General features: G+C 41.2%; 13 protein-coding genes. 10 read left to right on the forward strand and 3 right to left on the reverse strand.

Going from position 1 to position 12,301, the window contains the following annotated elements; all coding sequences use genetic code 11:
• The first annotated feature begins 4 nt into the window (after window positions 1–4).
• The 3 genes from NE535_RS13720 (at window position 5) to NE535_RS13730 (ending at window position 2,699) form a co-directional block, all read left to right on the forward strand.
• Window positions 5–1,111, forward strand: a complete 1,107-nt coding sequence (locus NE535_RS13720) for a LysM peptidoglycan-binding domain-containing protein (RefSeq protein WP_261299188.1) — start codon at window positions 5–7, stop codon at window positions 1,109–1,111.
• 83 nt (window positions 1,112–1,194) lie between these two features.
• Window positions 1,195–2,223: a DNA-processing protein DprA gene (gene dprA / locus NE535_RS13725; RefSeq protein WP_261299189.1), complete on the forward strand. Its 1,029-nt coding sequence runs from the start codon at window positions 1,195–1,197 to the stop codon at window positions 2,221–2,223.
• 2 nt (window positions 2,224–2,225) lie between these two features.
• On the forward strand, window positions 2,226–2,699 hold the full coding sequence (locus tag NE535_RS13730) for a DUF494 family protein (RefSeq protein ID WP_261299190.1): 474 nt from the start codon (window positions 2,226–2,228) through the stop codon (window positions 2,697–2,699).
• 51 nt (window positions 2,700–2,750) lie between these two features.
• On the opposite strand, the gene NE535_RS13735 is transcribed toward NE535_RS13730, so the two are convergent.
• Complete coding sequence (locus NE535_RS13735) at window positions 2,751–4,520, reverse strand: collagenase (RefSeq protein ID WP_261299191.1); 1,770 nt, start codon at window positions 4,518–4,520, stop codon at window positions 2,751–2,753.
• Window positions 4,521–4,649: 129 nt separating this feature from the next.
• Between NE535_RS13735 and NE535_RS13740 the strand changes: the two genes are divergently transcribed.
• Genes NE535_RS13740 through hemF form a run of 3 tightly spaced genes read left to right on the forward strand, consistent with a single transcriptional unit; the run spans window position 4,650 to window position 6,749 of the window.
• Window positions 4,650–5,213: a DNA topoisomerase family protein gene (locus NE535_RS13740; protein ID WP_261299192.1), complete on the forward strand. Its 564-nt coding sequence runs from the start codon at window positions 4,650–4,652 to the stop codon at window positions 5,211–5,213.
• A 23-nt stretch (window positions 5,214–5,236) separates the two neighbouring features.
• Window positions 5,237–5,803 (forward strand): L-threonylcarbamoyladenylate synthase type 1 TsaC, encoded by a 567-nt coding sequence (gene tsaC, locus NE535_RS13745; RefSeq protein ID WP_261299193.1) that lies wholly within the window; start codon window positions 5,237–5,239, stop codon window positions 5,801–5,803.
• Between the two features lie 4 nt (window positions 5,804–5,807).
• Window positions 5,808–6,749, forward strand: coding sequence for an oxygen-dependent coproporphyrinogen oxidase (gene hemF / locus NE535_RS13750; RefSeq protein WP_261299194.1), 942 nt, complete (start codon window positions 5,808–5,810; stop codon window positions 6,747–6,749).
• Between the two features lie 22 nt (window positions 6,750–6,771).
• Here hemF and NE535_RS13755 read toward each other — a convergent pair whose 3' ends face one another.
• Window positions 6,772–7,206 (reverse strand): group II truncated hemoglobin, encoded by a 435-nt coding sequence (locus tag NE535_RS13755; RefSeq protein WP_261299195.1) that lies wholly within the window; start codon window positions 7,204–7,206, stop codon window positions 6,772–6,774.
• Between the two features lie 171 nt (window positions 7,207–7,377).
• Here NE535_RS13755 and NE535_RS13760 point away from each other — a divergent pair, with 171 nt between their 5' ends.
• Genes NE535_RS13760 through NE535_RS13775 form a run of 4 tightly spaced genes read left to right on the forward strand, consistent with a single transcriptional unit; the run spans window position 7,378 to window position 11,191 of the window.
• Window positions 7,378–8,760 carry an amidohydrolase gene (locus tag NE535_RS13760; RefSeq protein WP_261299196.1) on the forward strand — a complete coding sequence of 461 codons (1,383 nt, stop codon included), beginning with the start codon at window positions 7,378–7,380 and terminating at the stop codon, window positions 8,758–8,760.
• A 10-nt stretch (window positions 8,761–8,770) separates the two neighbouring features.
• A complete protein-coding gene (locus tag NE535_RS13765) occupies window positions 8,771–10,039 on the forward strand; it encodes an amidohydrolase family protein (RefSeq protein WP_261299197.1) in 1,269 nt (422 codons plus the stop codon).
• Window positions 10,040–10,071: 32 nt separating this feature from the next.
• Window positions 10,072–10,890: a shikimate dehydrogenase gene (aroE, locus tag NE535_RS13770; RefSeq protein ID WP_261299198.1), complete on the forward strand. Its 819-nt coding sequence runs from the start codon at window positions 10,072–10,074 to the stop codon at window positions 10,888–10,890.
• 49 nt (window positions 10,891–10,939) lie between these two features.
• Window positions 10,940–11,191, forward strand: coding sequence for a DUF1488 family protein (locus tag NE535_RS13775; RefSeq protein WP_261299199.1), 252 nt, complete (start codon window positions 10,940–10,942; stop codon window positions 11,189–11,191).
• Between the two features lie 112 nt (window positions 11,192–11,303).
• On the opposite strand, the gene NE535_RS13780 is transcribed toward NE535_RS13775, so the two are convergent.
• A complete protein-coding gene (locus NE535_RS13780) occupies window positions 11,304–11,861 on the reverse strand; it encodes a gamma carbonic anhydrase family protein (protein WP_261299200.1) in 558 nt (185 codons plus the stop codon).
• Between the last annotated feature and the right edge of the window lie 440 nt (window positions 11,862–12,301).

The following is a 12,301-nucleotide window of genomic DNA, read 5'->3' on the forward strand; positions in this document are numbered from 1 at the left end:
TAACATGGACACCACCATGAAACGGATATTACTACTTGCTTTTATGACATTGAATATCTTTGGATTAAATGCAGATACATTAACTTTAAAAGCGGGACATCCCGATACTTATGTCGTTAAAAAAGGCGACACACTTTGGGATATTTCTGGCTATTTTCTTAAAGATCCCTGGCGCTGGCCGACATTGTGGGGGGTTAATCCACAAATTGCTAACCCTCATTTAATTTATCCCGGTGATCGACTGACGTTAGTGTTCATTGACGGTCAACCGCGTTTAGTCAAAAAACAACATATTAAGAAAGGTGTTGAAGGGCGTATCGTGCCTAAAAGTGATGCGATACCTGCAATTGACTTAGCGCTTATTCAACCGTATTTATTACAAAATCGTGTAGTAGAACAAGAGTGGTTAGCGGCACAGCCTTTTGTGTTAAGTGGCGAAAGTGAGTCTAAGCATCATATTCTTAACGACATTGTGTTTGTAAATGCCAATATGCCAATAGGGCAGAAAGTGGCAATTTATGAGCCGGGTCGTGAATTTTTAGATACTGAAACCGGTGATGTGCTAGGGCGTGAAATTATTCTTACTGCCAGTGGCCGTGTGACGACTGATGGTGAAATATCAAAAGTACAACTATTAAGCAACCTGCGCGAAACTAAAGTCGGTTATGCGGTTATTCCGGTTGAAGATGAAGCCTTAATGTCAGCTTTCTTCGTACCCACTGCTGCAGCATTAGATGTGCCTGCTAGTGTGATTGCTACTGCTAGCGCTAACCGTGAAGCCGGTAAACTTGAAGTGGTTTATTTGGACAAAGGATTAAATGCGGGTGTTCAACCTGGTCATGTGTTTGCTATTTATCGTGATGGTGAAGAAATTATATTAGATAACAACGGCCAACCAGTACGAACTGTAGACCGTTCATCATACGATAATGTCGTGGCTCACTTTTCAGATGATAAAGTGTTTAAAGTCCCTGATGTTTATCATGGTAACTTAATGGTGTTTAAAGTTTTTGATAAAACTAGCCTAGGGTTAATAATGATGAGTGATCGTCCGGTAAGAGTAAAAGATAAACTGGTTACTCCAGTAAACTTAACCCTTAAAGGTGAATAATTACTGACAATCTGGTCGATTGGCTAGTTGTTTCTGCTGTATCTGGGCTAGGACCCGCTCGGATTAAACAATTACTGGCTTACATGGATGTAGAAGAGTTAAGGCAAAGACTGCAGTTTGAACCCAGTGCTTTGCCTCTTTCATCTCATACCTTGCAAGCTTGCGTTATCGATTTTGATAAAGTCGATAACGCGCTTGATTGGCTTGAAAAAGATGATAACCATCATCTGATCTGTTTATCTGATCCTCATTATCCTCCATTACTTCAACAAATTTATGATCCCCCTTCCGTTTTGTTTATCAAAGGTAATCTCAATGCATTGTTACCGCCATCTATTGCAATAGTGGGGAGTCGTAGTATGTCTTTGCATGGTGCAGACACTGCAGCTAATTTAGCTATCTCGTTATCTAATCAAGGGTTTAGTATTACTAGTGGTATGGCCGCAGGTATCGATGGTGCTGCGCATAAAGCTGTGGTTGCCAATAATGGTATGACATTAGCGGTACTCGGCTGTGGCGTTGATGTGATTTATCCTAAGCGACATAAAGCGTTATATGATAATATCCAGCAAAATGGCTGTGTGATAAGTGAGTTTTGGCCGAACGTAAGCCCTTTAGCAGGACATTTTCCTCGGCGTAATCGCATCGTTAGTGGATTAAGTCTAGGAACGGTCGTTGTTGAGGCTGCGCGCAAAAGTGGCTCATTGATCACAGCAAGATTGGCCATGGAGCAAAATCGAGAAGTGTTTGCCGTTCCAGGTTCAACCGTGGCAGGATTTCATCAAGGCTGTCATGATTTAATTAAAAATGGTGCAAAGCTTGTCGAGAATGCTGCCGATATAATAGAAGAGTTAGGGTGTTTATCTCAATATCACCTTGAACAATTACATCAGCGTCACTATATACAAGATAACGAAATGAGTAATTTGCCATTTCCTTCGCAATTAGCTAGTCTGTTAACAAGTGTAGGATATGAGACTACAACAATTGATGCGGTAGTCGAGCACAGTGGAAAACCAATAGATCTGGTGTTAGTACAATTGCTTGAACTTGAGTTACAAGGGTGGGTTACCGTGGTACCCGGTGGTTACGTCAGATTAAAGAGGAGTTAGCCATGTTTGATATCCTCATGTATTTATTTGAGAACTATGTTCATAGCGAAATAGAGCTATTGGTTGATGAAGATGAATTAACCAAAGAGCTTACTCGCGCAGGTTTTCATCAGGTCGATATTATTAAGGCCTTGGCATGGCTTGAGCATTTAGCCGACTTGCAAGAAAGCGAGCAGCCGTATTTATGCAATCATGCGCAACATTCTTTCCGTATCTATACTAAACAAGAAATGGCGAAGCTAGATGTGCAATGTCGCGGATTTTTATTGTTTTTAGAACAAATTCAGGTGTTAAGCGTCGAAACACGTGAAATGGTTATCGACAGAGTCATGGATTTAGATGAACCCGCTTTAGTATTAGAAGATTTAAAATGGGTGATATTGATGGTGTTATTTAATGTGCCCGGTAATGAGTCAGCCTATGAGCAAATGGAAGATTTAATCTTTGAGCAGCCTGATGGAAGGTTGCACTCATAAAGAAATGAGATAAAAAGGAGGCTTTGGCCTCCTTTTTCGTTTTTCATCAATCTAAAAATGCAGATGCTTGTTATTTTGAGTGAAATGGCTTGGGATTAAATAATCACGGTAGCCATAGCGATCGAGTTTGTTTATTTTTGCAGGAGCTTGCGCGGTTTCATTTTCAAAAGCGGCAGCTTGATCATTAAGCCATACTGCAAATTGCTGTTGATGTTTGCTGAGTTCATCCAGTAACAGCTCATAACCTTCGAAGTAGTCCGTTTTTAAGTAGTGGCTCAGCTGCACAAAATCATCATGGTAATTTTCAGCGAGAAAACGAATTGCCATGTAACTCCACTTGTAAGTTCTATCTTGGCCATCTTTGTATTCGGTGGCAAATATCTCTGCCAATGTCGGCGCTTTCTCTATATCCCGTTTAATCACTTCGAATGTTGTGGGGTTATCATTGCCTTTAGATACGTATTCGGCGAGGCCTTCTGACCACCACACCATTTTGCTTGGAAAGTGTCCAAAACCGCCATACTTTACAAAGTGGCCATCTAAATAATGCACATATTCATGGTTAAGATTCCAGATGGCAAATTCTGGTTCAATCCAAAACTGGCGATAAGCAAAAAATGTTGCTTGGTTGCCTGGTTTTGATGGTGTTCCTTCAATGTACATACCACCATTATCAGTTTGAATATCAAAGAGTAGTTGACCGTAGGCGTTATATTGGCTCCAGTTTTTGAATGCAACTACGCGAAGGGCGTAGTTGCCATCGTTGGCTGTAGGCGTATTTTGGGTCTGCAGTAATTGGTGGAAGCTTGATTCTTGCGAGGTCAGCTTTTCACAGCTCAGAGCTAACTCTTGCTGATTAAGATCTTGTGCCAGAATAAACAACGAATTAGAGCAAGGATAGTTAATCGGTAAGATCTCGGAGAGTGTCGGTATTTGACAAATTTCATTCCGCTGTTGGCAACTTTCCTGCCCAGCAAAAGCATTGACGTGGAAGCCTAGTGTGTAAGTGTGTTTCGCGATACTGCCACGTAGGTCTACATCGGCTTTGGCTATTTTGGCGACCGCTGTATCTATGGCTAATGCAGCGGACGTTGGATTACCATCCTCACCACTAGGAAGCGCGAGACGATATTGCCCTAATGCCCAATACGCATTTGCTCTTGGCCAATCTTGTTGCGCACGCAGGCTTTCAGGTGAGCTAGCGAAGGCTAATAACGCTTGGCTGATATTTGCATCGATAAGCTGTTTCGAGAGTGCGCTTTCATTATTCTTTCTGGCATCAGTGAGCAGTAATCCGTAAGCTCTTAAGGTTTCCCATAAAGCGTAGTCATTCGCCTCTGTGGCAGGTTGTTTGGCGAGTCGTGTTAATTGTGTATTGAGTATTGGCAGCAGCTCACTCAGCAATAACGCTGTGTCGTCAGTATTGTAATAAAGGTAAAGGGTTACAGCGAAGTGCTCTTGTAACCTTGGGCTGTCATTAAATGCTTGTAGTGTTGATAGTTTGATTAAAGCGTTAGTCAGTCGCTGTTTATCATCTGGTGTCACTGTATCTAAAGGGCCGAAATAGCTGAATGCTCGCAGAAAATAGAGCTGTCTATCAAGTTGCTCTGGGATATTTTCATTTTGAATGAGCTTAACGGCTTGATTGAAAGAATCTCGGGTGTGTTGATAATCATGGGTAAAAAATTGATCAACAGAGGTAGTTTGTAGCTGTTGAGCAATGACTGGGTTTGTCTCTATTTGCTTTACCGTGCTGCAACCAGAGAGCAGAACTAAGCTCGAATAAAGAAAAGATAAAGCAATAAATGAACGGGTTAACATAGCACTTCCTTTTTGTATACAATATACAGGTGGTTTTGTGCGAAGGCTAGCTATAATTAGATGCTTATTCGATATCCAAGCAGCATCGAGCTTGGTAAAATGCACAAAGATTCAGCCAATGAGATAACCATGTCAAAAATTGACCAGCAACTATTTACTGTCCATGAGCATGCTTTAGAAAAAGAGTTTGAACTCTGTCCTAAGTGTGGCTGTGAGTTATCGTTAAAACACAGTAAGCACGGTAGCTTTATTGGTTGTAATAATTATCCGACATGTGAATATACTCGGCCTTTAGTGCAACACGAGTCGATAGAGACCCAAGTGATTGCTGGTTCAAGTTGCCCTGAATGTGGGCATGAATTGGCTGTTAAATCAGGGCGGTTTGGTATCTTTATTGGCTGCACGCATTATCCTGAGTGTCATCATATTGAAAAACATGATCACAGTGATGAAGCTGAAGCGATAACCTGCCCACATTGCTTAAAAGGGCTGTTAGAATCGCGTACTAGCCGTTATGGAAAAACGTTTTTTTCCTGTAATGCCTATCCTAAATGTAAATATATCGTCAATTACCCACCAATAAATGAATCCTGTCCTGATTGCGGATTTGGCATTTTGGTTGAGCGAAAGGGCGCTGCTGGCAATCGAGTTGAGTGTCCGCAAAAAATGTGTAAATACAAACGTTCGTTATAATCTAATTGTGTTGAGGAACAATCATGTTGCAAGTTCAGCCAGACGCTGTTGTTGACGTTGTTTTAGAGGGTGGGGTAATTGCATATCCTACAGAAGCGGTATTTGGTTTGGGGTGTGATCCCGACAATGATACCGCTATTCAAAAACTATTGGCTGTAAAACAACGCCCATGGCAAAAAGGCTTAATTTTGGTGGCAAGTAATTTTGATCAACTAACGCCTTATATTGATGAGTCTCAATTGACATCCGCCCAACTTCAATTTGCGTTTTCTAAGTGGCCAGGGCCATTTACATTTGTTATGCCAATTAAACCTACCGTTTCGAAGCTGTTATGTGGTGAGTTTGCATCGATAGCAGTGAGAGTTTCAGCTCATCCCGTGGTTCGCGCACTTTGCGACGCGTTGCAGAAACCGTTAGTATCAACTAGCGCAAATTTAGCGGGTGAAGATCCCGTTGTTTTGGCCGAACATATACTCAGTGATTTTGAGGGCAAAATTGATGCATTGGTGATGGGGTCTTTAGGTGAACAGCGCCAACCCTCGACGATTATTGATGCGCGCACAGGTCAAATTATTAGAAACGGAAACTAATTATATGCAAACTGGTTCAGATGCCGTCGGTTTACCCAATGCAGAACAAGTAAAAACATTTTTATTATCATTACAAAAAAACATTTGTCAGCGATTAGAAGCTCTTGATGGTAAATCTACCTTTAGTGCAGAGTCATGGAAGCGTGAAGAAGGCGGCGGTGGTACCAGCATGGTATTAACCCAAGGCAACGTGTTTGAGCAAGCAGGAGTTAACTTTTCTCATGTGATGGGCGTAGCAATGCCTGCATCGGCTACCGCGCATCGTCCAGAACTAGCGGGCAGAAGCTTTGAAGCAATGGGCGTTTCATTAGTGATCCACCCCAATAATCCGTACATTCCAACAACCCATGCCAATGTCAGATTTTTTATTGCACGCAAAGAGGGCGCAGATCCTGTTTGGTGGTTTGGCGGTGGATTCGATTTAACACCTTATTATCCGTTTGAAGAAGATGTTATAAGCTGGCACCAAACTGCGCATGATTTATGCCTGCCGTTTGGTGAAGATGTTTATCCTAGGTATAAAAAATGGTGTGATGAATACTTCTTTTTACCGCACCGAAATGAAACTCGTGGTGTGGGTGGATTGTTTTTTGATGATCTAAACGAACCTGGGTTTGAAAATAGTTTTGCGTTTATGCAAGCAGTGGGTAATGGCTTCATTGAAGCTTACGAGCCAATTGTTGAACGCAATAAAGATTTAGAATATCAAGATGAAGAACGTCAATTTCAATTATACCGCCGTGGGCGCTATGTTGAATTTAATCTTGTTTATGATCGTGGCACCCTGTTTGGTTTACAAACTGGTGGTCGCACCGAATCAATTTTAATGTCGATGCCGCCACTTGTGCGCTGGGAGTATGGGTTTACGCCTGAAGAGGGCACTCCTGAAGCAGAATTATATGAGTATTACCTTAAACCACAAGACTGGTTGAAGTTGAATTTATAAACCTAGATTTAAGCGACTTTTGTTACTGGTTGCGCATATGATCAGCTAACGTTGAAATAGCCTGAATAATCGCCTGTCGATGTTCAGGCTTTTTTACGCACTTATCAACAGCTGCGCACATACAGATTAGCCATTGATCACGCATCGACTCATCAATACTGAAAGGCATATGCCTAGCGCGAAGTGCTGGATGACCATGCTTTTGTTGGTAAAGTTGCGGCCCACCTAACCAACCACTTAAAAATTCATAAAGCTTAGCTTCAGATTCTGCAATAGGTGATCGGTGAATTGCCAGCAAAGATTGGGTTTCTGGTCGTTGTTGCATTTGTTGATAAAATTCATGGGCAATAGCTCGAATCACTTTATCTCCCCCAATCAAATCGTAGGCATTGGATTGCTCAGGATCTCTATCCTGTTGAGCATCATGTTTTGAGAAAATTTTTTTAAGCCAATTCATAACCATACCGAATATTTGTTTGATTTATATTATATCTTAATAAAACTCGGTTATTCCAATTACGCTAGTGTTGAAGTTTTGGTTAATGTTTTGAAACGATTTAGTTAACTTTTATGTTTTGTTTGTCAGCCTATCTTGTTAAATTGACGGCAATTTAAAAGGAGAACAATAATGACTAAGATGATGCCATCTTTAGTGATGATTGCTGTCACTACGGCCCTTGTGGGTTGTAACCAATCAGAAACTCAAGATCCAAAAGTAACCATAAATAAAAATCCTTACCCTAGTACCTATCAGGTTTTACCTAGCACAAAAACAATTATCAAAAATGCCACAGTGCTAACAGGAACCGGTGAAAAGTTAGAAAATGCTGATGTAATAATGATTGATGGCAAAATTAATGCTGTTGGGGAAAATCTCACTGCAGATGGTGCCACTATTATTGATGCCCAGGGTAAGTGGGTCACCCCAGGTATTATAGATGTCCACTCCCATTTAGGTGTTTATCCAAGTCCTAATGCTGAATCTCATAATGATGGCAATGAGATGACCAATCCAATCACTGCGGAAGTATGGGCTGAACATAGCGTTTGGCCGCAAGACCCTGGGTTTAACCGTGCCCGTGCAGGCGGGGTGACGACGATGCAAATTTTACCAGGTTCAGCCAACTTAATTGGCGGACGGGGTGTAACCCTAAAAAACGTGCCATCTGAAAGCATGCAAGCAATGAAGTTTCCTGATGCACCCTACGGTCTAAAAATGGCTTGTGGAGAAAACCCTAAGTCGCTTTATGGTAGCCGTTCAGAACTGCCGATGACGCGTATGGGTAATATGGCTGGTTATCGTCAAGCGTTTATCGAAGCCACAGAATACAAACGAGCTTGGGATAAATATGAAGCCGATTATGCCGCTGGTAAAAATGCCGTCGCGCCGAAACGGGATTTAACCTTAGATACCTTAAAAGGGGTGTTAGAAGGTGAAATTCTTATTCACAATCATTGTTATAAAGCCGAAGAAATGGTGATGATGATTGATTTAGGTAAAGAGTTTAATTATCACTCAGGTACCTTCCACCATGCCATCGAAGCCTACAAAATTGCAGATACACTAGCTGAAAATGGTAATTGTGCTGCTATGTGGCCAGACTGGTGGGGATTCAAGTTAGAGGCTTACGATATGGTACTGGAAAATGTGGCCATAGTTGATGCTGTGAAAAACTCATGCGCAGTCGTGCATTCAGATTCACCTGTGACAATTCAACGTCTTAACCAAGAAAGCGCTAAAATTATGCATAACGCCAATGCCAGCGGTTTCAATTATACAGAAGAGCAGGCAATTAGCTGGATCACTGTTAACGCAGCTAAGTCTTTAGGCATTGCTGATAAAACTGGATCACTTAGCGTAGGCAAAAATGCTGATGTGGTTATTTGGAACGTTAATCCGTTTAGTGTTTACGCCAAAGCAGAACAAGTATTTATCGATGGTGCCAAAGTGTTTGATCATCAAGACACTCGTTATCAAGCACAAAGCGATTTTTTACTTGGACAGGAATAAGGCGGATACTATGAAAAAAATGACCAAATCTTTACTCGCCCTTTCTTTGGCAAGCACTTTGCTTGGCACATCGGGTTTAGCATTAGCTGATTCATTTGCTATTACCAATGCCACAGTGCATACCGCAACAGAGCAAGGGGTAATACAAAATGCCGTTGTTGTGGTTAAAGATGGTGTAATTACCTCTGTCGTCCCTGCAACTGCAGGCATAACATATGACGTTGACAATATTATCGATGCGCAAGGCGGCATTGTTACACCAGGCTTTATTGGCTCAATGAACATACTCGGACTGGTTGAAGTTAACGCGGTGACAGATTCTAGTGATGCATGGGATAAAAAGGCAGATATAACCTTTGATCCTAGTTTTGGTTACAACCCTAAAGCGAGTAGCATTGCATTTACACGTAAAGGTGGCATAACGCGTAATGTGGTGACCTCTAGTGGTGGTGAAGATATCCATTCTGGTCAAACGTTTTTGGTCGATTTAACAGGTGATTGGGATAGTGTTAAGGCAACAAGTACAGGTGTATTTGTTAGCTTAGGTGCAAATCATGAAGGTTCTCGTGCTACCTCCATTCAACAATTAATAACCCAATTAGAAAAAGGACAAAAGTCATTAGCTAAAGTATCGAAAGATAAAAAAGCAAAAGAGGATGCGCCAGAGCCAGAAGCGGCGGATGAAATTGTTAAGTCGATATTGTCTGGAGAAAAGCCTTTAATCGTTTCCGTTGATCGGGCCAGCGACATACTTGCCATATTAAAACTGAAGCAACGCTTTAATGTAAATCTTGTGCTAGTTGGTGCCGCAGATGCTGTTTTGATTAGTGAGCAAATTGCAAAAGCCAATGTCCCAGTGATTATTGATGCAATGCGAAACTTACCAGAAAGCTTTGATTCACTGCATAATGATTTAAGCAACGCGGGTAAATTACATGCCGCTGGCGTAAAAGTGATTTTGTCAAACATGGGTGACAGCCATAACATCTATAACTTACGTTATAGTGCTGGAAATGCCGTTGCCAATGGAATGGATTACAATGCTGCAATAGCTGCATTAACTGTCAATGTTGCAGATACATTCAATATTGACAGTGGCAGTATTATGGTCGGTAAGCCCGCTGATATTGTTATTTGGAATGGTGACCCGTTTGAATTCAGTAGCCATGTGGTAAAAATGTACATAGACGGTAAAGAGCAAAGCACTCAAAGCCGTCATGATAAGTTACGTGAGCGCTATACCACACCTTCTGATATGCCACGTGGTTACACTAAGTAGTGCCAAAGCACTTTAAGAAAGAGAGATAATTGATGACCGAGTTGTATGCCGTATTGGGTAACCCTATTGCGCAAAGTAAATCACCTTATATTCATGGTGAGTTTGCCAAGCAAACCTTGCAAGATATAAGTTATCAAGCAATCCAACCTCCGGTCGATCAATTTGAGTCCACTTTGCGCACCTTCATAAAGCAAGGTGCAAAAGGTGCGAATGTTACCGCTCCATTTAAAGAGCAAGCTTTTACATTGTGTGATGAACTCAGTGAATTAGCTAAACTAGCTGGCGCGGTGAATACGCTTTCCTTTACTGTCACAGGAAAAATCATTGGTGATAATACCGATGGGGTAGGTTTAGTGAATGATCTACAAATTCAGTTTGGTTCTCTAGCAGGTAAACGAATATTGCTTGTTGGTGCTGGTGGTGCTGCAAGAGGGTGTATATTGCCTTTACTGCAAAGTAATATTAGCAAGCTGGTGATATGCAATCGTACATATAGCAAAGCTAAGCAATTAGCTTTGCTATTTAACGACTTCGGTAATGTTTGTGCTGAAAACATTAATACATTAAATGATGAATTTGATATTGTCATCAACTCAACTTCAGCTGGCTTGTCTGGAGAATTAGCACCGTTACCAGAATCTGTTATTGGTAAAAATACAATGTGCTACGACATGACCTATGGGAAAAAACTGACCCTATTTAATCATTGGGCTCAATCCGTTGGCGCAATAAAAACAGCGGATGGATTAGGTATGCTCGTAGGCCAGGCAGCAAAAAGTTTCAGTATTTGGCGCGGTGTCATGCCTGATCCCCAAATAATAATGACCACTATTCGTCAGCAGATGACATAATGTTTTACCGATCCTGTTTATTTTATAACGTGATAGAGATGGAAAACATATGAATCAAAATCTCATTTTTGGTGATGATGTCACCGCGTTGGAAAGCGCTGTGAGATTTTCAGCACAGCAACAGGGACAAGTTATCCAGTGCCTGATAAGTTTTTCCTCCCTAACTAAATTGTCTTCATTGCTAGTCACTGTGAACAATGCAGTAACGGTATTTGAACAGATAAGGTTTGATATTGAAGAGTTAGCTGAAAAAGCAATAAAAGATGAGTTATTTGAAGATGATGGTTCTATATTATTGTAAAGGCAACATTATTGCCGATTAAAAAGCTGAAATATTGTTCAATACAAGGAAACATCTGTTTCTAAGTATTGAACAAATAACACTTTCAACAATCTATAAGTAATACCAGAAGCTAATAACTTGCTTCTTGTTGAACCTCAACAAGGTATTCATTCTTCAGGCGTACATAGTTATCAGCCGATTGAGGTAAGAACGCTTTTTCAGCATCCGTTAATTCTCTGGCTTGTTTACAAGGGCTGCCCACATACAGGTAGCCACTTTTAAGTACCTTATTAGGTGGAACCAAGGTACCCGCCCCCACAATGACATCATCCTCAATAATGGCACCATCCAATAAAATGGCACCCATACCGATGAGAACACGATTACCCACCCGACAACCATGCAACATAGCCTTGTGGCCAATAGTCACATCATCGCCAATAATCAATGGATGACCATCAGGGTTTGATGGTGATTTCCGGGTGACATGCAAAACACTTCCATCTTGTACATTACTGCGTTTACCTATACGAATGTGATTTACATCTCCCCTGGCTGCAACAAGTGGCCAAATACTGGCATCATGGTCTAAATTGATGTCTCCAACCAAAATAGCACTGCTATCTACATATACACTATCAGCTAATTCGGGGTGCTTACCTTGGTAAGATCGTAAGTTGGAAGTCATAAATATCCTTAGAAATGGCGTTTTTTAACAGTATAATGCTTAAAAACTAGCTAGTCAGGTCAATTTACCAACAAGTGAGCCATAAATTACAAAAAACTTCAAAAAAGGGGTTGCGCAAAAATCTTAGCTCCCTATAATGCGCATCCACTGACACGGCACAGCGCGAAAGCAAAGCGTCATCCGAAGTAAATCACTTAGGAAGTCAGGTTGATTTGAAACATAAAGACTTCGGTTTTAACCTCAAATCAGCAGCGAAAAGAAAGTTTGAAAAAACACTTGACGCAGACACGGGAAAGCGTAGAATACGCAGCCCAAGCCAACGACCTAGCGTCTAACGGCGATGTTTGAAAAATTAACATCAACGCTCTTTAACAACTTAAACAAGAAATCTGTGTGGACATTCACAGGTATTGAGTTATTCGAAATTGCTTCTTCTTAGG

The sequence above is a fragment of the Shewanella holmiensis genome (assembly GCF_025370255.1).
GTDB lineage: Bacteria > Pseudomonadota > Gammaproteobacteria > Enterobacterales > Shewanellaceae > Shewanella > Shewanella holmiensis.